A 21051-nucleotide genomic window follows, 5' to 3' on the forward strand; every position below is an offset into this window, starting at 1 on the left:
CGATGTCGATCCCGCTGCCGTCCGGCATCGTGCCCGTCCGCTCACTCACGACCGATGAGGTTCTCTACGGGAACCGACTCACGTCATACCGGTGGGAAGTGCTCGAGCACTCCGCGGGCACCGACAGTCTCGTCGGCGAGCTCGACGGCGTGGTCGACGGGTCCGCATCCCTGAGCTGGGTCGTGAACTCGGCCGTCAAGGGCAGCGGTGGACTCAAGGTCACGGACACCGACGAGACGAAGCCGGGTCGTCTCTCGATCCGCGACGTGTCGCTCTCGAAGCTGCGGCTGCGTCCTGTGCGTGTGATCGAGGGTCTCGGCGTCGAGGAGCCTCTCGGCGTGTTCCTGGTGGGCTCGGCTCCCGAGGAGTGGTCGAGCACCGGCCGCAGTCTGAGCATCGACCTGCTGGACCGGGCGACGGTGCTCGAGCAGGACAAGCTCGCGGCGTCATACGCAGTCGGAACAGAGACCCCGATCCTCTCAGCGGTCAAAGACGTGATCGAGTCGGCGGGGGAGTCGATCAACATCGACGCCTCGGTGACGACCACCCTCGGCTCGCCGATGGTCTGGCCTGCCACGACTCCGAAGCTCCAGGTCGTGAACGACCTACTCGGCACGCTCAACTACAGCTCGCTCTGGGTCGACGGCCGCGGTCGCTTCCGGGCGACCCCGTACGTGCTGCCCGCGGATCGTTCGCTCCGCTACGAGCTGCTCAACGGCAAGGAGCGGAAGCTGGTCGACGGCGAGGACTCCATCTACGAGCCGGACTGGACTCGAGACCTCGACCTCTACAACGTGCCGAACCGCGTTGTCGCCGTGCAGGCTGCGACCGGTGAAGCTCCGGCACTGACGGGCACCTACTCGAACACCGACCCGGACTCGCCGTTCTCGTTCGCGGCCCGCGGGCGGTGGATCGTCAAGACCCTCGAGGGCGTGGAGACGCCCGAAGGCGACGATGCGAGCGTGGTCGCGTTCCTCGAGTCGAAGGCGCGCCAGTCGCTCGTCGCGTCGTCGGCGGTGCAGTCCACGGTGAAGGTCAAGCACCTACCTATCCCCATCCGCGTGTCGGACGCGATGCGGTTCGCGAACACGCCAGCCGGAATCGACGCGCGGCACACGGTCACATCGATTGAGCTCGAGGCGCATCCGCTGGGGCTCATGAAGACATCGCTCATGGAGGTGATCGACCTGTGAGCCAGACATCGGTGTGGGGCAAGATCACGAGCACGAGCCCGCTTCGCGTGCAGCTCGACGGCGACCCCGAAGCGCTGCCGATCACTCCTGTGTCGCTCATCGATCCGACGCTGCTCAACGTGGACGACATGGTGTTCTGCGAGCGCCCGGCGCGCAAGGTCTTCATCATCGGCCGCGCGCAGGGCGACGGCGGGGGCGGCTTCATCGGCGAGCATCGCGCGGGGGAGTGGGCGACCCCGCCACACCCGGCGTGGGTGCTCGCTGACGGCGCGGTGCTGAACATCGCCGACTACCCGAAGCTCGCCGCGCACTACGCGGCAACGTACGGCACGTCGAATCATCACGGGGGGAACGGTACGACGACGTTCGCGGTTCCTGATACTCGGGAGCGCACTTATGTGAACCAGGGCGGGTCTGACGTATTCGCCAATATCGGAGATGTCACGGGTGCAAAGTCGCACGACCATCCGCTCAGCGATGAGGGATATGCGAAGCTCGCCCGCTTCCCGTCAGACACGACGTGGATCGGTGTTAAGACGGTCTCGGGGGTGCCGACTTGGGGTAGCGCCAACTGGCGCACCAACGACACGCCGACCGTGGGCACGAGCACGACGTACAGCGAGGGAGTCGCGCTGGGAGGTAGCACCGATGCGGCATCTAACGTGCCCCCGAGCTTCGTGTGCCGGTATGTGATCCGCGCGGCCTAAGCGGCCCGGATGATGTAGCGCGCCACGAAGGACGGCTGCACGGTGGAGCCCTCGTCCGTCGCGCCAGCCAACTCGGCGGCCTGAGTGAGCGACTCGGTGAGACCTGTGCGCCCGCCCGCGACGCCAACGTTCGCAGTCCAGGAAGGGCTCGTGAGGTGGCGGATGCGAAGCCCGCTCGCGGCGAACGAGATGAGCGCCCGACCAGCGGCGCTGAGCGGATGCGTGTGGGTCTTCACGCCTGTGACTGCTCCGATAGTGGCGATTCTGAAAGGACTTCCCCATGCCCCCCACCAGTCCCATCGAGAAGTACGAGCAGACCATCGAGACGACCGTCGTCACGTACGAGGACACCACCTACACGGACGGCTCGTTCACCGGCTCTGTCGACTCCGGTCAGGTCACGATCACCGTGGCGAACATCGACGGCACGACCACGATCCGAGTCCCCACCGCCCACCTGGCCCGGGTGCGGGCGATGCTCGACCACATCGCAGAAGACCTACCCCCGATGCCCGAACCCGAACCGGAAGCCGACCCCGCATGAGCGTGTATACCTCAACAAAGTTGACGACCGACCACGGCTCACGCTTCCTCTCAAAGCCGACACGCATCGTCCTTCACCATGGCGCGTAGACGGTGAGTGGCGCGCTCCCGCGCCGACGCCCGAGCAGGTCGCGGCGCAGGCTGAGGTTGAGGCTCTAGCCGCCGAGCACGCCGCCGCACGCGCCGCACGCGCCGCAGGCATCGCGAAACTCGTCGCGCTCGGTCTGACCGAAGATGAGGCGCTGGCGATCGTCGGCGGGTAGACCCGCACCACGAGCAGGAGAAAGAGAGAGAGACTATGACACTACTTCGCCCCACACTCCAGGGTCGCAAGGGCTACAACCCGAACGGCTACGGCCCCGGCGTCAACGCGCCATTTGGTCGCTCGAAGATCTACTTCAATGGCACTCGCTACCACAACGGCCAGGACTACTTCTGGCTCGGCGCGGCGTCTGCCCAGCGCCTTGGTATTAGCACTGCCGCGTCGAAGAACGTCTACCCCGTCATGGACGGCAAGGTGTTCCCGATCAACAGCGCCTCCCTCGGCACTGGCGCGTGGCAGCAGATCGACTCCGAGCACCGCTTCTACTACTGGCACATGAGCAAGCGCATCTACGGTTCGGCTCGCAACATGCGCACGGTCGACCGCATTGGCATCATGGGCCGCACAGGGACGGCGGCAGGGAGTGGCGACCACGTTCACGTTGAAGTGCGTAAAGCGCCATACCGGGCCCAGGACCGCATCGACCCGGAGCCGTTCTTCAAGAAGCTGTCGGCCGCACAGAAGGCCCGCTACCGCAAGATCGGTACGTTCCTGAACACCCACGCGAAGAACCTCGGGCGCGTCGGGACGACGACGGCTAGCGACGGCATCCCGGGAGCGAACTACTGGTTCCTGGTGCAGGCCCTCGGCCGCGCGTGGAAGTTCTACAGCGGAACGGTGGACGGCAAGCCTGGCCCCCTGACATACGCCGCCGAGAAGCGCATCTGGGACAAGTACGTCAACAAGCCCGCACCAAAGCCGGAGCCGACCCCGGAGTCGGTCACGCCCGACCCTGCGAGCCCGCCCACGCCACCGGAGCCCGCCGAACCGGCAGGACCAGAGACCGAACCCGAGCCGGAGCAGCCGGCCGAAGAACAGGAGGCACCCGTGACCCCGACCCCTGACCCGGTGGACGACATCGTGTCGCAGCCGATCCCCGACGAGCCAGAGGGCGCGCCGGAACCGGACCCGCAACACGCGGCCCGACGCGAGGCGCTCGTACGTCGCATTTTCACCGCGATCGCTGACGTGATCCGCGGACGCCGCACGGTCGGCGAGCTGGCGATCGCCACGCTCCGCACGGTCGTGCCGTTCGTGTACTCGTGGGTGATTGTGTGGACGACCACGAACGTGAGCTGGCTCGACTGGCTCGCGTACGTGCCCGCCGACATCGCGCTCGAGGCCCAGTCGGCCGCGGTGATCGCCCTCGGCACGGGCATCTACGCGCTGCTGCGGAAGCTCGCTCAGCGCTGGCCCAACCTCGAGCGGTTCCTCGGTTCCTCGAAGACGCCGAGCTACAGCGCATAGTGGAAACGATCGTCGTCGCGACGCTCTCGGGCTTCGCGCTGGTGGTCGCCGCGCTCCTCACGTACCTCACGGCTCAGATGACCTCGCTGCGGAAGCGTCTCGACGCGACCGAGCGAGCGAATCACCTTCTGTGGGTGTACTGCCGGAAGCTCATGGACCACATCTACCGAGGGCTCCCACCGCCTCCACCGCCCGCTGATGACCTCGACCACCTGTTCGGACCCGAGGCCTGACAACACTGAACGACTGCGCCCCCGCACTCCAGCTCTCGAGCTGTGAGTGCGGGGGCGCTTTCGTCGTGCGCGCCGGAGGGCGCGACGTGTCGCGCGTGGCCGCGGGCGACGGGTCAGAGCTGGGCGAGCACCGCGTCGCGGAAGGCCTCGAACTCGGCGGTCTGCTTCTTGGTGAAGATCACGGCGTTCTCGTCGTTTGCCGCATCCTGGAGTCGGCCGACGCCGCCCGAGCTGCGGCCGACCTCACCGGAGACGCTCAGCGCGAGGAAGCCGTTCACGAGCATTGTCGCCGGCCGAATCTGCACGCCGCCGATCGAGCGCAGCGGGATGGTCTTCGCGCCCTTGTTCCCGATGCCCTTCCTGGTGATGGTCACGAGCTGGCCGTCGAAGCTCACTGTGCCGTTGACGCCCTTCGCGGTGGTGGTGTCGGTCATGGGTGCTTCCTCCTCGTGGTCGGCGCTCTACACGCTACCGGCAGTGCTACGCGGCGGCGAGAGCTGCGCGGCGCACGGCTTGGGACTCCACGCCCGTGTATATCTGCGTGGTCGCGACGCTCGCGTGCCCGAGCAACTCCTGGACCGCGCGAATGTCGCGCCCTCCGAGCTGGTAGGCGCGGGTCGCGAAGCGGTGGCGGAGCTGGTGCGCGGTCGCGCCGGGGAGCACCCGCGCGATGAGCTTGGAGACGTACTGCGCGGAGAGATGCCCGTCGATGAGGCCGGGGAACAGCCAGCCCGGACCGTCCGCGAAGGCGAGCAGGTCGCGCGCGAGGTCGTCGGGCAGCGGCACGTAGCGAATGCGGTCGCCTTTGCCGTGGACGACGAGGGACCAGCCCACGAGGTCGCGCACGAGGTCGTCAGTGTGGACGAGCGCTATCTCGCGGCACCGCAGACCGGCGTACGCGGCGAGCCGGACCATAAGGCGAGTCCGGGTGTCTGAGTCCGCGAGAGCGGCTTCCAGGGCTTCATCTTCGGCAGGGCGCGGGACGCCCGCGGCGACGCGCACACGCGGCAGCAGCTCCGCGGGGTTGCGGTCGGTGAGTGAGTGCAGCATGGCCCAGCGGTAGAACTCGCGCATCGTGGAGCGGAAAGTCTTCATCGTGGAGCCGGACCACTTGCGCCGGTCGATGTGGTCGTTCAGGTCGAGCGTTGTCACAGACCACGGGTCGGTCTGGCTGTCGGCCGCGAAGCGACGTAGGTGGTAGCTGCGGAGTGTGAGGGTTGGTCTCGGTGAGCCGCCGCGGTGGAGGTTCGCTAGGAAGCTTGCGATCGGCTGCGTCCAGGATGCGGGTGTCGATATCTGAGGCTTCATCCCCGACTCTGGCACTAGCCGAAGGTGCCTCACTGTCCCCACTTCGCGGGCCACTATGCAGGTTCGGACATGAGAACGCACTCGGGACAGGTGCCTTCCCACTTCTCGTGCGGCTCTGCCCCGAACGCTTCGAGCTCGGCGGGGTCCTCTGGGTTCCAGACGTCGGCGCAGTCGCCGCAGTGGTGGTCGCCCGCGTGTCCTGGTTCACGATCGCACCAGTGCTCGAAGGTCTCGCCAGGATAGAGCAGGTCGAGGCACTGCGCCTCCGACCTCGCGCTCACGAGGCGTTCCGCTGGGCGCGGGCTACGCTGAGCTGGGCGACAGGCGCGACCCATAATCCATCGGTCACGGGTTCAAGTCCCGTCCGCCCTACTGCGTCGACCTGCATCAGGAGGCCCCATGACCATTGCTCCCGTCGCCCCGCGCGCGGCCGACTCGCGCACCGCGGCCGTCGTCGTCACGATCCAGGCCCTCATCACGCTCGTCGTGCTGGGGCTCACCGAGGCCCGCAGGGATCTGCTCGTCGTCGTTGAGCCCCCTGTCCTGCTGGCGGAGGGGTCGGCTCCGCTCGTCGCCGGCGTGCTCCTCACGCCCGAAGCGGTGCGCGGCATGCTCGCGGTGCTGCTCGTCACCGCGGTGCTGCAGGCCTTCGTCGTCTATCGACGCGGGCGCGGCGAGGTCAGCGCGTCGACGGCGTCGACTCTGCACTGGATCGCCGTCTCCCAGTCTCTCGGCATCACCGTCGTCATCGTCGCGCTGCTCAACGGCGCCGCTGCGGCGAGCACGATCGTGCTCGCCTACGCTCTGGCAGCGGGAGGAGGACTCCTGGGCTGGCTGCAGGATCGCACGCCCCGCACGCCGGGGTCGCGGGCGCATCTGTGGCCTTTCGCCTTCCTCACGGTGCTCGTCATCGTGCCCTGGGGCGTCATCGCGCTCGTGCAGATCACCGGCCTCGTGCTGGGCGCTCCGACGAGCGGCGGCGTGCGCATCGCGACGCTTGTCGTGCTCGCGGCAACCGCCGCTTGGGCCGTGGCCGAGTGGGCGATCGCTCGTCCGGCGGGCGCGGCGCGCACAGCGGAGGGGGCCGCGCGACTGCGGGTACTCTCCTCCACGGCGCTCGCGAGCATCCCTTCGGGGTCGGTGCTGGTGCTCGCCCTTCTCGGGGGCTGAGCCCGCCCGCGCGTCGAGTGGCGCGCATCCCGTCGCTCGGAGAGGATGAGCAGATGGCTGACACTGCACCCGCCCCGACCGCACTCGAGCGCTACGCGACGTTTCGGGAGCGCCGGGCCCTCGCCGCCGTGCAGCCGCAGGGGCCGCTCGCGCTCGTCAACACCCAGTGGGTGGACGGCGAGCAGACGATCTGGGGCGTTCCCGGACGATGGGCCGCCGCACCGGAGGGCGGCCTGCTCCTGACGGCCGTGCCCGATGACGGCATCGTCGTCGACGGCGAACTCGTTGACGGCACCGTGCGGGTGCGCGGCAAAGACGACGCCGAGCCGAGCAGCATCGTGTTCGACGATCACACGACGGGGTTCGTCATCGCGGGCGAGGGCGGCACCTACGCCCTGCGCGTGTGGGATGCCCGCAGCGAGGCAATCGAGAACTTCGGAGGCATCGACGCCTTCGACTACGACCCGGAGTGGGTGCTGACGGGCACGTTCCGCGAGATCGAGGGGGGCACGACGGTCGGCTTCGAGCACCTCAAGGATGACGGCGCGACGCGCGAGCAGGTCGTGCCCGGCGAGATCAGCGTGACGCACGACGGCGTCGACTACGACATCGCCGCCTTCAAGGCGGGGCGCGCTCTGCAGCTCGTCTTCGCCGACGCCACCAACGGCGATTCCACCTACAGCGTCGGGCGCTTCCTCTTCCTCGCCCCGAACGCCGACGGCACGATCACGCTCGACTTCAACCTGGCGATCCTGCCGCCGTGCGCCTTCAGCTACAACTTCAACTGCCCCCTCCCGCCGAAGCAGAACCGCTTCCCCTTTGCCATCGAGGCAGGCGAGAAGAACGTGCTCGCGAAAGACGGCTCGCTCCTGCACTGACCCCCCGCGCGCGTCAACAACTCAGGACTATCCGAGTGCAGGTGGTCCGCGCGGCGCGGCACTCCGCGCGGTGCGCTGCGGCAGCGCGGAGATAGTCCTGAGTTGCTGACACAGCGCCGGGGCGGTCGCGTCGGTAGAGCACGGCAGACTGGGCGCATGCCGATCGTCGTCGAGCGCCGGGGCGCGCAGCTCGCGCTCGTCGATGTCGACGACTCGGGCGCCGCGCGCGGCGGCGGCACGATCACGCTCGTATCGTGGGCCGAGCTGCCTGCTCTCGTGGCCGAGCGCGAGACCGAGCATCCTCGCTGGGTGTGGACCGACACCGCGCAGTGGTACCCATCGCTGCTCGCCGCCGGTGTGCGCGTCGAGCGCTGCCACGATCTGCGGCTCGTCGATCGCCTGCTCGCCGGTATCGAGGGCCGCGCACCCCGCAGCGACTGGGGTGCGCCGACGGTCGGCCGTTCCGCCCGCGGCGACACCCTCTTCGATCTCGACACCGACGCCGTTCACGGCGCGAAGGGCGCCGACCGTGGTGCGGATGCTCCGCTCGCGCCGCCCGCCGCCACCGTGACCTACCGGGCTCAGCTGGCCGCGATCGCGGAGCACGCGACCGCCCGCGATCTCACCCTGCTCGCCGCCGCGGAGTCGGCTGGGGCCCTGGCCGCCGCCGAGATGACCCATGTGGGCCTGCCGTGGAGCGCGAGCGATCACGATGCTCTGCTGACCGCCGCGCTCGGACCGCGTCCTGCCGGTGGCCGGAGACCGCCCCGCCTCGATGAGCTCGCCGCGGAGGTGACCCAGCGCCTCGGGGTCGGCCCGTTCGCGATCGACTCGCCGGCGGAGCTGATGCGCGCCCTCCGCCGCGCGGGGCTCGAGGTGGCGACGACGCAGCAGCGTGAGCTGCTCGGGCTCCAGCACCCGGCGATCGCCCCCCTGCTGCAGTACAAGACCCTTGCGCGACTGTGGACCGCGAACGGCTGGGCCTGGCTGGACGAGTGGGTGCGCGACGGCCGCTTCCGCCCCGTCTTCCTGCCAGCGGGGGCGAGCAGCGGACGCTGGGCCTCCGACGGGGGTGGAGCGCTGCAGCTGCCGCGCCAGGTGCGCCCCGCCGTGCGAGCGGACGACGGGTGGACGCTCGTGGTCGCCGATGCGGCGCAGCTCGAGCCGCGCATCCTCGCCGCGCTTTCCGGAGACGAGGCCATGGCGCAGGCCGGTGCGGGGGTGGACCTGTACGCAGGAATGGTGGAGCGCGGCGTCGTCGACTCCCGCGAGCACGCGAAGATCGGGATGCTCGGCGCCATGTACGGCGGCACGACCGGTGAGAGCGCGCGGGTGCTGCCGCGTCTCGCCCGCTCGTTCCCTCGGGCGATCGCCTTCGTGGAGGCCGCGGCGCGGGCGGGCGCGCGGGGCGGGACGGTCACGACCCGACTCGGTCGCACCTCGCCGCCGCCGGGTGCCGAGTGGCTCGATCGTCAGTCGCTCGCGGCCGCTGAGGGCGCCTCAGCGTCGCTGCGCCGCGCGGGGCTCAGCGAGGCGCGGTCGTGGGGTCGCTTCACGCGCAATTTCGTCGTGCAGGGCACGGCGGCCGAGTGGGCGCTGGCGTGGCTCGCGGGCGTGCGACGCCAGCTGTGGGACGCGCAGGACGGACCCCTCGAGCGGCAGCCGCACCTGGTGTTCTTCTTGCACGACGAGCTGGTGGTGCATGCTCCGCAGGCTCGTGCGGGCGAGGTCGAGACGGCGCTGCGAGACGCGGCGGCTGAGGCGGGCCGCATCGTGTTTGGAGCGTCGCAGGTGACCTTCCCGGTCACGATCGCGACTGTTCACCGGTACAGCGACGCGAAGTAGCGCTCGACTCTGTCAGCGCGGCGGCTGAACGGCCTCGGCCGCGCGCCGTCCTCGACGGCGGCGATCCGTGCGCAGCGGCCACGGCTCGATGACGGGAAGCGAGTCGAGCCAGGCGAGCGCGGCGGAGCGCAGGAGACGTGCAGCGTGCTCGGCGGCCGCCTGCGCCTGCCCGCCGGTCGGATCGAGCGTTTCGCTCGAGGCGCCGGCGTACGGCTCCCATAGGCGGCGGTAGTGGGCGATGAGCGCGTCGTGGTGGCTGCCGGGGAGGGAGAGCGCCAGCAGTACGCGCTCGACCATGTCGTGCCAGTCGGGCGTGTCCGGCTCGGTGAGGTGCATACGCGCCTCGATGATGCCGGAGTCGGTGAGTTCGTACAGGGGCAGGTTGTCGTCCGTGATGCCGGCGGAGGCGATGAGGCCGTCCCGACGCAGCCGATCGAGTGTGGAATAGACCTGCCCGACGTTGAGCGGCGTGTCGCGACGGGTCCGCTCGACGACCTCGCCGTGCAGCTGGTAGCCGTAGGCGGGCCCGAGGGTGAGGACGGCGAGGAGGGAATGACGCAGCGTCATGGGTTCAGCCTAGGCGAGACGCTGGCCGCGCATCCGAAGAATGACACGCTTGTGATTTCTGGCGTGCTGGGTGGATAATGGGCGCTGACGGGCAACCGTTCCAACCGAATATGCTGCACGCTCGCTCCGAGCCAGGTCGATGGGGAAGTCGCACCTGAACGAAACGGAGTGAACTGTGGCTACTGCATCGGCTCGCGGAGTGCTGTTCGTGCACTCCGCTCCTCGCGCGCTCTGCCCGCACATCGAATGGGCCGCAGGTCGCGCCATCGACCGCGCCGTGAACTTCGACTGGATCGATCAGCCCGTCCTGCCCGGCGCTCAGCGCACCGAGTTCGTGTGGGAGGGCGAGGCCGGCAGCGGTGCCAGGATCGCGAGCGCGTTGCGCGGCTGGGAGCACCTGCGCTTCGAGGTGACCGAGGATGCCGCACTCGGCTCCGACGGAGGCCGCTGGATGCACACGCCCGACCTCGGCATCTTCTTCGCCCAGACGGACGCGGCGGGGAACACCGTGATTCCCGAGGACCGCGTGCGCTACGCGATGGAGGTCGCCGGCAGCAACGCCCTCGAGCTTCACCGCGAGCTACGGCTCGCCCTCGGGCAGGCATGGGACGACGAGCTTGAGCCGTTCCGCCACGCGGGGGACGAGGGCAGCCGCGTCGTGTGGCTGCGCCACCGCGCCGGCTGACCGGCGCACCGCGTCAGACGGAGCGGAACGCGACCACCGAGTTGTGGCCGCCGAAGCCGAACGAATTCGACAGGGCGAGCAGCGGCCCCTCGCCGAGAGCGCGCGGCGAGGTCACGACATCGAGCGGGATGCGCTCGTCCTGATTGTCGACGTTGATCGTGGGTGGAGCCGTGCGCTCATGCAGGGCGAGAATGGTGAAGACCGCCTCCAGAGCGCCCGTCCCACCCAGCAAGTGACCCGTGGAGGCCTTCGTCGCGGAGACCGGGATAGACCCGACGCGGTCGCCGAACACTCGCTCGAGCGCAGCGTACTCGGCGATGTCGCCCACGGGCGTGGAGGTGGCGTGCGCGTTGATGTGCGACACCTCGATCGGTGCGGCGCCGGCCTGCTCGAGCGCTGCGATGACGGCGCGGGCAGCGCCCGAGCCCTCGGGGTCGGGCGCGGTGATGTGGAACGAGTCCGACGTCACCGAGCCGCCGGCGAGCTCCGCGTAGATGCGCGCGCCGCGCGCGAGCGCGTGCTCCTTCGTCTCGAGGACGATCGCCGCGGCGCCCTCGCCGAGCACAAATCCGTCGCGATCGACGTCGTACGGCCGCGAGGCGGCGGCGGGATCGTCGTTGCGGCGGGAGAGCGCCTGCATGGCGCCGAAGGCCGCGATCGGCAGAGGGTGCACCACGGCCTCCGTGCCTCCGGCGACGACGATATCCGCGATGCCGAGCTGGAGATGCTCGTAGGCGTTCGCGATCGCCTCAGTGCCCGATGCGCAGGCGGAGACGACGGTGCGCGCACCGGCGCGCGCTCCGAGGCCCATGCTGATCGCGGCGGCCGCAGCGTTGGGCATGAGCATGGGGATCGTCATGGGCAGAACCCGTCGCGGGCCCTTCTCCTTGAGGACGTCCCAGGCGTCGAGGAGCGTCCAGAGCCCGCCGATGCCGGTCGCGTAGTCGACGAGGATGCGCTCGGGGTCGATGTCGGGCGTTCCCGCGTCCGCCCAGGCTTCGCGCGCGGCGATGAGCGCGAACTGGGCGGAGGGGTCGAGCCTCTTGATCTCCTGCCGCTCGAGCACCTCGTCGGGGCGCACAGCGGCTTCGGCGGCGAAGGTCACGGGCAGCTCGTGCTGAGCGACCCAGTCGTGCTTGAGCGTGCGCACGCCGGATTCGCCGCGCAACAGGGCGTCCCAGCTGTCGCGGGCGGTCCCGCCGAGCGGGGAGGTGGCACCGATTCCGGTGACGACGATGGTGGTCATAGCGTCAACTCTCTGCAGTTGGTACGGGCGTGCGCAACGATGCCGGGGTAGCGCCGAGGCGCTCGGGCCCCGGCATCGGCGCGCACTCGCGGGTCAGGTCAGCCCTGGGCGCCCACGATGTAGGTGACGGCGTCGCCGACGGTCTTGAGGTTCTTGACCTCTTCGTCGGGGATCTTGACGTCGAACTTCTCTTCCGCGTTCACGACGATCGTCATCATCGAGATTGAGTCGATGTCGAGGTCGTCGGTGAACGACTTGTCGAGAGCGACCGTGTCGGTCGAGATTCCGGTCTCGTCATTGATGAGCTCGGCGAGGCCGGCGAGAACTTCTTCGGTGGACAGTGCCATGGTGTTGTCTCCTATGGGGGTGTGTATGACCGCCTCCCATCCTAGGGCGGGCGGCGGTCCGGGTCGGGGGAGGCCGCGCGGGGCTAGGGCAAGCGCACCACTTGGGCTCCGAAGACGAGGCCGGCGCCGAAGCCGATCTGCAGGGCGAGGCCACCGCTGAGCTCCGGATGCTCGGAGAGCAGTCGATGCGTGGCGAGCGGTATCGACGCCGCCGAGGTGTTGCCGGTCGTGGCGATATCGCGGCCGACGATGACCTTGTCGGGCAGTGACAGCTGCTTCGCGAATTCATCGATGATGCGCATGTTGGCCTGGTGGGGGATGAAGGCGTCGAGATCGTCGGCGGTGACACCGGCAGCGTCGAGAGCCTGCCCGGCGACCTTCGCCATCTCCCACACCGCCCAGCGGAAGACGGTCTGGCCTTCCTGGCGCAGGGTCGGGTACTCGCCGTCGGGATCGTCGAAGGCCTCCTTGAGGGGCCGGTCCATGCCGACGGCGTCCCATTTCGAGCCGTCGGAGCCCCACACGGTGGCGCCGATGCCCGGTTCGTCCGCGGGCCCGACGATCGCGGCTCCCGCGCCGTCTCCGAGGAGGAACGAGATGGTGCGGTCGGTGGGCTTGGCGAAGTCGCTGAGCTTCTCGGCACCGACCACGAGCACGTAGCGGGCCGCACCGGCGCGGACGAGAGCATCCGCCTGGGCAATGCCGTAGGCGTAGCCGGCGCACGCGGCCGACACGTCGTAGGCAGGGGCGGGGGTCGCCCCGATGCGCTCGGTGAGCAACGCGGCGAGGGACGGGGTCTGCACGGTGTTGCTGATCGTGGAGACGATGACGGCGCCGATGTCGCTCGCCGCGATGCCAGCCTTCTCGATCGCCTCCCGCGAGGCGGCCTCGGCGAGGTCTACCGCCTGCACACTCGCGCTCGCGCGGGTGCGGGTGATGACGCCGGTGCGCTGCCGGATCCACTCGTCAGAGGACTCGATCGGCCCGACAATGTCGTCATTGGGCACGACGACATCCCCGCGCGCGGCACCGACGGAGTGGATGCGCGTGTACGGCACTCCCGTGGACTGGGTCAGGGTCGCGGGGCTCATGCGCTCTCCAGCATCTCGATGGCGGCGGGCAGGTCGTCGGGGGTCGTGAGGGCGACGCTCGGCACGCCGCGCAGGCCGCGCTTCGCCAGGCCCTTGAGGGCGCCGCCGGGCAGGAGCTCGATGATGCCGGTGACGCCATCGGCCGCCATCGACTCCATGCAGGAATCCCACCGGACAGGGGAGGAGATCTGGCCGATGAGCAGGTCGAGGAAGGCTGCGCCGGTCTCCACGACACTGCCGTCGCGGTTGGTGTAGAGGCGGACGCTCGGGTCTTGCACGGCGATGCCCTCGGCCGCCGAGCGCACGCGCTCGACGGCGTCGGCCATGTAGCTGGTGTGGAACGCGCCCGCGACTTGAAGGGGGATGACGCGCGTGCCGGGCACGGGGTCGGCGGCGAGTGCGTCGAGATTCGCGAGCTCTCCGGCGACGACGGTCTGCCCGCCGCCGTTCACATTGGCCGCTTCGAGACCGAGCTGGGTGATGCGCGCCGCCAGGGCGTCGGCGTCGCCGCCGATGACGGCGCTCATGCCCGTGGGCACGAGGGCGGCGGCATCGGCCATCGCGAGACCGCGCTCGCGCACGAGGCGCAGGGCGTCCTCCTCGGCGAGCACTCCGGTCAGGGCGGCGGCGGCGAACTCGCCCACGGAGTGCCCCGCGACGGCACCGACGCGGTCGTGCCGGCCGGTGAGCAGCGCAGAGGCGCTCAGCAGGCTCGCGGCAACGATGAGGGGTTGGGCGATCGCGGTGTCGCGGATGGTGTCCGCGTCGGACTCGGTGCCGTGCAGGGCGAGGTCGAGGCCTACGGCGGCGGAGAACCGCTCGAGGGTGGCTCGGTGCGCGGGGTCCTCGAGCCATGGTGCGAGAAACCCGGGGGACTGCGAGCCCTGGCCGGGGGCGACGACGACGATCATGAGTTCCATCCTCCCAAAAGGGGTAGCTATCGAGTGGTGGTGGAGGTCGTGAACAAAGCCGTCACGGTGTTGTCCAGTCTCTACAGTGTCACGACGAGCGGGTCGCCGCGAGTCAGCGCCGCGGGCCTCCCGGTTCCGCGATCGAGCCGACGATGAGCGCGCACTGCAAGATGAGAGCCTCGCGTGAGCCCGTCGCATCCCAGCCGATGACCTCGCTGATGCGCTTGAGGCGGTAGCGAACCGTATTCGGGTGGACGAACAGCTCGCGGGCCGTCGCCTCCAGGCTGCGGCCGTTGTCGAGATAGGCCCACAGCGTCGCGAGAAGCTCGACGTTGTGGTTCTTGAGCGGCGTGTAGATGCGGTCGATGAGGGTGCGGCGGGCGATCGGGTCGCCCGCGAGCGCGCGCTCGGGGAGGAGGTCGTCCGCATGAGTCGGTCGGGGTGCGTTGCGCCAGGACCGGGCGACCGCGAACCCGGCAAGTGCCGCCTTCGCGCTCTTGCCGGCCTCGACGACGTCGGGCACCTCCGGTCCGAGCACGAGGTGGCCCTCCCCGAAGCTGGGCTCGAGCGCCTCGGCGATCTGCGCGAACGTGTGCGTCGGCTCGACCTCGGCGCCGTCCTCCGAGCGCGGAGTGGCCCGTCCGATCACGATGACGAGCCGATTGCCCTGCACGCCGATGAGCACGTCGGCATCCACATGGCGTGCGACGCGACGCACCTGGTCGACGTCCACGATGCGCGGCGTGGTGCCCACGAGCACGCAGACCTCACCGTGGCCGTTCCACCCGAGCGCCGCGATGCGGCTGGGCAGCTCGTTGTCGTACTCGCCGCTGAGGATCGAGTCGACGACGAGAGCCTCGAGCCGGGCATCCCAGAGTCCCCGCGCCTCCGCCGCGCGCGCGTAGACGTCGGCAGCGGCAAACGCGATCTCCCGGCTGTACAGCAGGATGGCCTCGCGAACGCTCTCATCGCGGCCCTTGACGCGTTCTTCGACGACCTCGACGACGACGCGGATGAGCTGCAGGGTCTGCTGAAGGCTCACCGAGCGCAGCAGCTCGCGCGGCGCGGCGTCGAACACGTCGGCCGCGATCCACGCCTGCGAGCTCGGGTCGTCGTACCAGCTGATGAACGAGGTGATGCCCGCCTGCGCGACGAGCCCAACGGCGGAACGCCGGCTGGGCGGCATGGTTCCGTACCAGGGCAGAGTGTCATCGAGCTTCTTGAGCGTCTCCGACGCGAGGTCGCCCGAGATGTTGCGCAACCAGGTGAGCGTCTGAGCCTTCGTCATCGAGGCCACGTGCACCCCTTTCCTCGAGTACCGGGCGCGCGACGCGGCGCGCGGGCCCGTGCCGCCGCGTGCGTCAGGCGTCGCCGCCCGCCGCGCCCGTCGTACCGGCGGTGACATCGTGCAAGCGGTAGCGCTCAATCGCCTGACCCACGACCGCCGGGTCGACGACGCCGCGCCGCGCGAGCTGCTGCAGCGTGCGGACGACGATCGAGGGTCCGTCGATCGTGAAGAAGCGTCGGGCGGCAGGCCGGGTGTCGCTGAAGCCGAAGCCGTCGGCGCCAAGTGTCGCGAAATCGCCCGGCACGAACTGCCGAATCTGGTCGGGCACCGCGTGCATGAAGTCGCTCACTGCCACGACCGGTCCCTCGGCAGATTCCAGCTTCTGCGTCACGTAGGGCACCCGCGCCTTCTCGCCCGGCTGGAGGAAGTTGTGCTCCTCCGCCGCGAGGCCGTCACGGCGCAACTCTGTCCACGACGTCACGCTCCACACATCGGCGGAGACGTTCCAGTCGTCGGCGAGCAGCTGCTGGGCCTCGAGCGCCCACGGTACGGCGACACCCGAGGCCAGAAGCTGGGCCTTCGGGCCGATGTTCTCGGCGCGCCGGTACAGGTAGAGGCCGCGCAGGAGGCCGTCGACATCGAGGTTCTCCGGCTCGACGGGCTGCACCTGGGGCTCGTTGTACACGGTCAGGTAGTACATGACGTTGGGGTCGGGGTGCTCTCCGCCGTACATGCGCTCGAGGCCCGCCTTCACAATGTGCCCCAGCTCGAACCCGAAGGCGGGGTCGTAGGACACGACCGCCGGGTTCGTGCTCGCCAGCAGCGGCGAGTGGCCGTCGGCGTGCTGCAGGCCTTCACCCGTGAGGGTCGTCCGGCCCGCAGTGGCGCCGATGATGAAGCCGCGCGCCATCTGATCGCCAGCGGCCCAGAAGGCGTCGCCCGTGCGCTGGAAGCCGAACATCGAATAGAACACGTAGACCGGGATGAGCGGCTCGCCGTGGGTCGCGTAGCTCGTGCCCACCGCCGTGAACGCGGCTACCGAGCCCGCTTCATTGATGCCCGTGTGCAAGATCTGACCCTGCGGGCTCTCCTTGTAGGCGAGAAGCTGCTCGCGGTCGACGCTCGTGTAGTGCTGGCCTGCCGGGTTGTAGATCTTCGACGACGGAAAGTAGGCGTCCATGCCGAAGGTGCGCGCCTCATCCGGGATGATCGGCACGATGCGGTGGCCGAAGTCCTTCGACCGCAGCAGATCCTTGAGCAGGCGCGCGAACGCCATGGTCGTCGCGACCTCCTGCTTGCCCGAACCCTTCTTGACGACGTCGTAGGTCGACGCCTCGGGGAGGGTCACCTGGGTGTACTTCGTGCGGCGCTCCGGCACGAAGCCGCCCAGCTCACGCCGACGCTCGTGCAGGTACTGGATCGCCGGGTCGTCGTTACCGGGGTGATAGTAGGGAGGCTGGTACGGGTCCTTCTCGAGCTCCGCGTCGGTGATGGGAATGCGCATCTCGTCGCGGAACTGCTTGAGGTTGTCGAGGGTGAGCTTCTTCATCTGGTGCGTGGCGTTGCGGCCCTCGAAGCTCGGGCCCAGTCCGTAGCCCTTGACCGTCTTCGCGAGGATCACCGTCGGTTGACCGGTGTGCTCGCTCGCGGCCTTGAAGGCGGCGTAGACCTTGCGGTAGTCGTGGCCGCCGCGCTTGAGGTTCCAGATGTCGTCGTCACTCAGGTGCTCGACCATCGCGGCGGTGCGGGGGTCGCGACCGAAGAAGTGCTCGCGGATGAACGCGCCCGACTCGGCCTTGTACGTCTGGTAGTCGCCGTCCGGGGTGCGGTTCATGAGGTCGCGGAGCGCTCCCTCGTGGTCGTTCGCGAGCAGGGCATCCCACTCTCGACCCCAGATGACCTTGATGACGTTCCATCCAGCACCGCGGAAGAAGCTCTCGAGCTCCTGGATGATCTTGCCGTTGCCGCGCACCGGGCCGTCGAGACGCTGCAGGTTGCAGTTGATGACGAAGTTGAGGTTATCGAGGCCGTCGTTGGCCGCGAGCTGGAGGGCGCCGCGGCTCTCCACCTCGTCCATCTCCCCGTCACCCAGGAAGGCCCAGACCTGCGAGTCGTCCGCCTCGGCGATGCCGCGGTTCGTGACGTACTTGTTGAGCTGCGCCTGGTAGATGGCGTTGATGGGGCCGAGGCCCATCGAGACGGTCGGGAACTGCCAGAACGTCGGCATGAGGCGCGGGTGCGGGTAGCTCGACAGGCCGCCACTGTGGTGCGACTTCTCCTGGCGGAACCCGTCGAGCTGGTCCGTCGTGAGACGGCCCTCGAGGTAGGCGCGCGCGTACATGCCGGGCGAAGCGTGCCCCTGGTAGAAGATCTGGTCGCCGCCGGTGGGGTGCTCCGCTCCGCGGAAGAAGTGGTTGTGCCCGACCTCGTAGAGCGCCGCGCTCGAGGCGTAGGTCGAGATATGCCCGCCCACGGCGATGCTCGGCCGCTGCGCGCGGTGCACGGTGATCGCCGCGTTCCAGCGGATCCACGCGCGGTAGCGGCGCTCGAGCTCCTCGTCGCCCGGGAAGGCCGGCTCGTTCTCGGGAGCGATCGTGTTGAGGTAGTCCGTGGTCGGCACCATGGGCACGCCCAGGTGCAGCTCTTTGGAGCGCTTGAGGAGGCTGAGCATGATCTCTCGCCCCCGCTGTGGACCGCGAGCGTGAACGACCGCGTCGAGCGACTCATTCCATTCTGTGGTCTCCTCCGGATCGGAGTCTGCCTGTGTGACCGAGTACGGATCCTGGTCGTTGACCGTCACCCTTGACCTCATTCCTGGTGGTAGACGAGAGCGTGCCGCCGATCGTCACCACCGGGTTGCGGCGGGAGACCGTTTCGGGCGTGATCGAGTCTAGTCATGCCCACCTGCACCTCTCGTGACCGGTCGGCACGCGGCGCATTCCCTCCCGGAGCAGTAGCATTCTGGACGTCGGGCTCTTAGCTCAGTTGGTAGAGCGCCTCGTTTACACCGAGGATGTCGGCGGTTCGAGTCCGTCAGGGCCCACCACGAGGGGGTGGGGCGCGCGCAGAGCGATGAGCAGCGCATCCACACCCGCCGAGTCTGCGCAGCAGTGTCGGCGCGCTCGCCTAGCGTGGATGCGTGCCGGTGAGTGTCGAGCAGTGGTGGGCGCGCCGCCAGTGGGCGACCGGCCGTGACGTGCCGCATCCGATCGGGGAGTTCAGGGATGCCTGGGCCGTCTTCCCGAGGCTCGTCGAGCAGTTCCACCCCGACCGCAACCACGAGCTCGTGCTCAGTCAGATCCCGCCCGCGGCCGAGGTGTGGCTCGTCTGGGTGTGCGGCATCGGCCACGACTTCGTCGCGACCCCCGCCGAGCAGCGCGCCCGGCCGGCGCGCGGACGCTCTCGTCGGTCGTGGTGCCCCGTGTGCGCGACGCCCTCCGCGCTGCCGCCCGCCCCCCGGTGGCCGCGCGGCATACCGCGCCCCGCATCGCCCATCGCGAGTCCGGCCCCGTCGCCCTCCGACCCCCTCGACGTCGGAGTCGACAACTCAGGACGACGTCGCGGCGCCGCCAAGCCGCCGCAGCAGGGGCCCGTGTCGACCGCGGGATGGCGAGGCCCTGTGCATGTTCCCTGGCGACATCGTCCTGAGTTGTCGACGCCCGTGGCGGACGTGGCGCCGGGAGAGGCCTTCGTGAGCGCGGAGGCCTCGCGCGCAACGTCGGCAGCGCAGGAGCGGCTGCGCCTGCTCGTCGCCGAGCGGCTCGACGTCGACCTAAACTCCAACGCCGTGCGTGTGCGCACCCCGTTTTTCGGCCGGCGTGAAGTGTGGCCCGACATCGTGCTGCCCGAGCTCGCGATCGCGGTCGAGCTAGACACGGTGGGGCGCGCGGGGGACGAGCACGTGGGGCACCGCGAACGTGTCGACCTCCGCAAAGACAGCCTCCTCGCAGACGTGGGCTGGATCGTCATCCGGGTGCGGTGTCGTCCCTTGCGCCCCCTCGGCCCCCTCGATCTCATCGTGCCGGCAGTCTCGGCTCGCGCGGCGGACGACCTCGTCGACCGCATGGCCGAGGCTCGAGGGGAGCTGATCGTCGCGGCTTACCGGCGCGAGCGCTCGCGCAGGGCGCGCTCACGGTGAGTCGCTACCAGAACAGAGCCCAGAGCAGCGCGACGAAGACGAGCACGAAGACGGCCGGCCCGACGATGCGCACGATCTCGATACCGCGAGCGGTCGCGATGATCCGCTCAGCGATCGCCGAGCGGGCTTCCAGCGCTCGCAGCTCTGCCACGATCGCGCGGCCCTCGTTGGCCGCCGCGATCTGGGCCGCGGCCCCGAGCAGGCCGGAGGCGAGCAGGATTCCGGCCGCCGCGAGGCGCACGGGCAGGTCGGAGTCGGCGAGGCCCGCGGCGAGCATCCCGACCGTCGCCGTCAGCAGCAGCGTCGGGGCGATCTGCGAGATGATGATGTGCCACCGGGCGCTGGCCCAGTGCGTGAGGAGTTCGCTCTCGGTCATGGCCACACGATAGCCCGGCCCGCCGTGAGCCGGGTCGGGAGGGGCAGGCCGGTGGCGGCAGCGATCGGGGCGCTCGTGCTCGCCTCCGTGCTGTGGGGCACGACGGGCACCGCGGCGACGTTCCTGACGGGAGGCGTCAGCCCGCTGGCGATCGGCGCGACGACCATGGCGCTGGGCGGCACGCTGCTGTTCACGACGTCGTCGCGATCCTCCCTCGCCGTCGTGCGGGATCGTGCGATCCGCCGTTGGCTTCTCTTGGCCGCGCTCGGGATGGTCGTCTACCCTCTGACCTTCTACGCGGCGATGGATCTCGCGGGAGTCGCGATCGGCAATGTCGTGTCGCTGGGCTCCGGGCCGCTCTTCGCAGCCCTGCTGGAATGGCGCGTCGACCGCCACCGGCTGACGCTGCGCTGGATGCTCAGCACGGCCGTCGCGCTCGGCGGGGTCGCCCTGCTCGTGGGCGGGGGTCACGGCGCGGAATCCGTCGTCAACCCCGCCACGGTGCCGCTGGGCGTGGTGCTGGGCCTGGCGGCGGGCGCGGGATACGCGCTCTTCACCTACTCGGCCGGGGTCATCGTGCGCGCCGTGCACGGCGGCCGCGCCACCATGGGTGCGGTATTCGGTCTCGCCGCGATACCGCTCTCGGTCGTCATGCTCATCACAGCGGCTCCGTTGCTCGCCACCGTCGCCAACGCCGGCATCGCGGCCTACCTCGCCCTCGGCCCGATGTTCCTCGCCTACGTGCTCTTCGCCCGTAGCCTGCGCGCACTGCGCAGCTCGACGGTCACCGTCGTGACGCTGCTCGAGCCCTTCGTCGCGACCCTGCTCGCCGTCGCCGTCGTCGGTGAGCGTCTTGAGCCGGCGGGATGGGTCGGGCTCGCGCTCATCCTCCTCGGGGTAACTGTGCTCTCTACGGCTCGTCACCCACGGCAGATGGCCTGACCGCCCTATCATC

At 69.6% G+C, this 21051-nt stretch carries 22 protein-coding genes and 1 tRNA gene; 12 read left to right on the top strand and 11 right to left on the bottom strand.

Annotated elements, in window-relative coordinates; all coding sequences use genetic code 11:
* The first annotated feature begins 2 nt into the window (after positions 1–2).
* Positions 3–1193, top strand: a complete 1191-nt coding sequence (locus RJQ01_RS08165) for a hypothetical protein (protein ID WP_350476244.1) — start codon at positions 3–5, stop codon at positions 1191–1193.
* On the top strand, positions 1190–1900 hold the full coding sequence (locus RJQ01_RS08170) for a tail fiber protein (protein ID WP_350476245.1): 711 nt from the start codon (positions 1190–1192) through the stop codon (positions 1898–1900). The genes RJQ01_RS08165 and RJQ01_RS08170 overlap by 4 nt, the downstream gene beginning before the upstream one ends.
* On the opposite strand, the gene RJQ01_RS08175 is transcribed toward RJQ01_RS08170, so the two are convergent.
* Positions 1897–2136, bottom strand: coding sequence for a hypothetical protein (locus RJQ01_RS08175; protein WP_350476246.1), 240 nt, complete (start codon positions 2134–2136; stop codon positions 1897–1899). The genes RJQ01_RS08170 and RJQ01_RS08175 overlap by 4 nt on opposite strands.
* A 44-nt stretch (positions 2137–2180) precedes the next feature.
* On the opposite strand from RJQ01_RS08175, the gene RJQ01_RS08180 reads away from it, so the two are divergent.
* From RJQ01_RS08180 to RJQ01_RS08190, 3 genes are all read left to right on the top strand, one after another.
* A complete protein-coding gene (locus RJQ01_RS08180; protein WP_350476247.1) occupies positions 2181–2444 on the top strand; it encodes a hypothetical protein in 264 nt (87 codons plus the stop codon).
* A 297-nt stretch (positions 2445–2741) separates the two neighbouring features.
* A complete protein-coding gene (locus tag RJQ01_RS08185) occupies positions 2742–4013 on the top strand; it encodes a M23 family metallopeptidase (protein ID WP_350476248.1) in 1272 nt (423 codons plus the stop codon).
* Complete coding sequence (locus tag RJQ01_RS08190; RefSeq protein WP_350476249.1) at positions 4013–4246, top strand: hypothetical protein; 234 nt, start codon at positions 4013–4015, stop codon at positions 4244–4246. The genes RJQ01_RS08185 and RJQ01_RS08190 overlap by 1 nt, the downstream gene beginning before the upstream one ends.
* A gap of 113 nt (positions 4247–4359) precedes the next feature.
* Here the strand turns inward: RJQ01_RS08190 and RJQ01_RS08195 are convergent, their stop codons facing one another.
* Together RJQ01_RS08195 and RJQ01_RS08200 are read right to left on the bottom strand one after the other, a co-directional pair.
* Complete coding sequence (locus RJQ01_RS08195) at positions 4360–4680, bottom strand: DUF4429 domain-containing protein (RefSeq protein WP_350476250.1); 321 nt, start codon at positions 4678–4680, stop codon at positions 4360–4362.
* A gap of 46 nt (positions 4681–4726) precedes the next feature.
* Complete coding sequence (locus tag RJQ01_RS08200) at positions 4727–5398, bottom strand: tyrosine-type recombinase/integrase (protein WP_350476251.1); 672 nt, start codon at positions 5396–5398, stop codon at positions 4727–4729.
* 555 nt (positions 5399–5953) lie between these two features.
* On the opposite strand from RJQ01_RS08200, the gene RJQ01_RS08205 reads away from it, so the two are divergent.
* The 3 genes from RJQ01_RS08205 (at position 5954) to RJQ01_RS08215 (ending at position 9447) form a co-directional block, all read left to right on the top strand.
* Positions 5954–6724: a hypothetical protein gene (locus tag RJQ01_RS08205; protein WP_350476252.1), complete on the top strand. Its 771-nt coding sequence runs from the start codon at positions 5954–5956 to the stop codon at positions 6722–6724.
* 53 nt (positions 6725–6777) lie between these two features.
* Positions 6778–7602: a DUF1684 domain-containing protein gene (locus RJQ01_RS08210; RefSeq protein ID WP_350476253.1), complete on the top strand. Its 825-nt coding sequence runs from the start codon at positions 6778–6780 to the stop codon at positions 7600–7602.
* Between the two features lie 156 nt (positions 7603–7758).
* Positions 7759–9447, top strand: a complete 1689-nt coding sequence (locus RJQ01_RS08215; RefSeq protein ID WP_350476254.1) for a bifunctional 3'-5' exonuclease/DNA polymerase — start codon at positions 7759–7761, stop codon at positions 9445–9447.
* A gap of 12 nt (positions 9448–9459) precedes the next feature.
* Here RJQ01_RS08215 and RJQ01_RS08220 read toward each other — a convergent pair whose 3' ends face one another.
* A complete protein-coding gene (locus RJQ01_RS08220; protein WP_350476255.1) occupies positions 9460–10014 on the bottom strand; it encodes a PadR family transcriptional regulator in 555 nt (184 codons plus the stop codon).
* A gap of 175 nt (positions 10015–10189) precedes the next feature.
* On the opposite strand from RJQ01_RS08220, the gene RJQ01_RS08225 reads away from it, so the two are divergent.
* Positions 10190–10699, top strand: coding sequence for a DUF3145 domain-containing protein (locus RJQ01_RS08225; protein ID WP_350476256.1), 510 nt, complete (start codon positions 10190–10192; stop codon positions 10697–10699).
* Between the two features lie 13 nt (positions 10700–10712).
* On the opposite strand, the gene RJQ01_RS08230 is transcribed toward RJQ01_RS08225, so the two are convergent.
* From RJQ01_RS08230 to aceE, 6 genes are all read right to left on the bottom strand, one after another.
* Complete coding sequence (locus RJQ01_RS08230; RefSeq protein ID WP_350476257.1) at positions 10713–11945, bottom strand: beta-ketoacyl-[acyl-carrier-protein] synthase family protein; 1233 nt, start codon at positions 11943–11945, stop codon at positions 10713–10715.
* Positions 11946–12043: 98 nt separating this feature from the next.
* Positions 12044–12292: an acyl carrier protein gene (locus RJQ01_RS08235; RefSeq protein WP_350476258.1), complete on the bottom strand. Its 249-nt coding sequence runs from the start codon at positions 12290–12292 to the stop codon at positions 12044–12046.
* Between the two features lie 83 nt (positions 12293–12375).
* On the bottom strand, positions 12376–13383 hold the full coding sequence (locus tag RJQ01_RS08240; RefSeq protein WP_350476259.1) for a beta-ketoacyl-ACP synthase III: 1008 nt from the start codon (positions 13381–13383) through the stop codon (positions 12376–12378).
* Positions 13380–14294, bottom strand: a complete 915-nt coding sequence (locus RJQ01_RS08245) for an ACP S-malonyltransferase (protein WP_350476260.1) — start codon at positions 14292–14294, stop codon at positions 13380–13382. Before RJQ01_RS08245 ends, RJQ01_RS08240 begins: the two co-directional genes overlap by 4 nt.
* Before the next feature lie 112 nt (positions 14295–14406).
* Positions 14407–15582, bottom strand: coding sequence for a PucR family transcriptional regulator (locus tag RJQ01_RS08250; protein WP_350476469.1), 1176 nt, complete (start codon positions 15580–15582; stop codon positions 14407–14409).
* Positions 15583–15655: 73 nt separating this feature from the next.
* Positions 15656–18382 carry a pyruvate dehydrogenase (acetyl-transferring), homodimeric type gene (aceE, locus tag RJQ01_RS08255; RefSeq protein ID WP_350476261.1) on the bottom strand — a complete coding sequence of 909 codons (2727 nt, stop codon included), beginning with the start codon at positions 18380–18382 and terminating at the stop codon, positions 15656–15658.
* 170 nt (positions 18383–18552) lie between these two features.
* Here aceE and RJQ01_RS08260 point away from each other — a divergent pair.
* A tRNA-Val gene (locus tag RJQ01_RS08260) sits at positions 18553–18628 on the top strand.
* Positions 18629–18721: 93 nt separating this feature from the next.
* A complete protein-coding gene (locus RJQ01_RS08265; RefSeq protein ID WP_350476262.1) occupies positions 18722–19720 on the top strand; it encodes a hypothetical protein in 999 nt (332 codons plus the stop codon).
* Between the two features lie 4 nt (positions 19721–19724).
* Here the strand turns inward: RJQ01_RS08265 and RJQ01_RS08270 are convergent, their stop codons facing one another.
* Positions 19725–20096 carry a hypothetical protein gene (locus RJQ01_RS08270; protein WP_350476263.1) on the bottom strand — a complete coding sequence of 124 codons (372 nt, stop codon included), beginning with the start codon at positions 20094–20096 and terminating at the stop codon, positions 19725–19727.
* A 51-nt stretch (positions 20097–20147) separates the two neighbouring features.
* On the opposite strand from RJQ01_RS08270, the gene RJQ01_RS08275 reads away from it, so the two are divergent.
* Positions 20148–21038 (top strand): DMT family transporter, encoded by an 891-nt coding sequence (locus tag RJQ01_RS08275; protein ID WP_350476264.1) that lies wholly within the window; start codon positions 20148–20150, stop codon positions 21036–21038.
* Positions 21039–21051 lie beyond the last annotated feature (13 nt).

This window comes from Microcella sp., assembly GCF_040286215.1.
Lineage (GTDB): Bacteria > Actinomycetota > Actinomycetes > Actinomycetales > Microbacteriaceae > Microcella.

Bases quoted from the DNA above. Each gene is read 5' to 3' on its own strand.
- RJQ01_RS08230 (WP_350476257.1), bottom strand. From the start codon at position 11,945: ATGACCACCATCGTCGTCACCGGAATCGGTGCCACCTCCCCGCTCGGC.
- RJQ01_RS08205 (WP_350476252.1), top strand. From the start codon at position 5,954: ATGACCATTGCTCCCGTCGCCCCGCGCGCGGCCGACTCGCGCACCGCG.
- RJQ01_RS08165 (WP_350476244.1), top strand. From the start codon at position 3: ATGTCGATCCCGCTGCCGTCCGGCATCGTGCCCGTCCGCTCACTCACG.
- RJQ01_RS08250 (WP_350476469.1), bottom strand. From the start codon at position 15,582: ATGACGAAGGCTCAGACGCTCACCTGGTTGCGCAACATCTCGGGCGAC.
- RJQ01_RS08210 (WP_350476253.1), top strand. From the start codon at position 6,778: ATGGCTGACACTGCACCCGCCCCGACCGCACTCGAGCGCTACGCGACG.
- RJQ01_RS08235 (WP_350476258.1), bottom strand. From the start codon at position 12,292: ATGGCACTGTCCACCGAAGAAGTTCTCGCCGGCCTCGCCGAGCTCATC.
- RJQ01_RS08195 (WP_350476250.1), bottom strand. From the start codon at position 4,680: ATGACCGACACCACCACCGCGAAGGGCGTCAACGGCACAGTGAGCTTC.
- RJQ01_RS08215 (WP_350476254.1), top strand. From the start codon at position 7,759: ATGCCGATCGTCGTCGAGCGCCGGGGCGCGCAGCTCGCGCTCGTCGAT.
- RJQ01_RS08270 (WP_350476263.1), bottom strand. From the start codon at position 20,096: ATGACCGAGAGCGAACTCCTCACGCACTGGGCCAGCGCCCGGTGGCAC.
- RJQ01_RS08220 (WP_350476255.1), bottom strand. From the start codon at position 10,014: ATGACGCTGCGTCATTCCCTCCTCGCCGTCCTCACCCTCGGGCCCGCC.
- RJQ01_RS08180 (WP_350476247.1), top strand. From the start codon at position 2,181: ATGCCCCCCACCAGTCCCATCGAGAAGTACGAGCAGACCATCGAGACG.
- RJQ01_RS08185 (WP_350476248.1), top strand. From the start codon at position 2,742: ATGACACTACTTCGCCCCACACTCCAGGGTCGCAAGGGCTACAACCCG.
- RJQ01_RS08245 (WP_350476260.1), bottom strand. From the start codon at position 14,294: ATGATCGTCGTCGTCGCCCCCGGCCAGGGCTCGCAGTCCCCCGGGTTT.
- RJQ01_RS08240 (WP_350476259.1), bottom strand. From the start codon at position 13,383: ATGAGCCCCGCGACCCTGACCCAGTCCACGGGAGTGCCGTACACGCGC.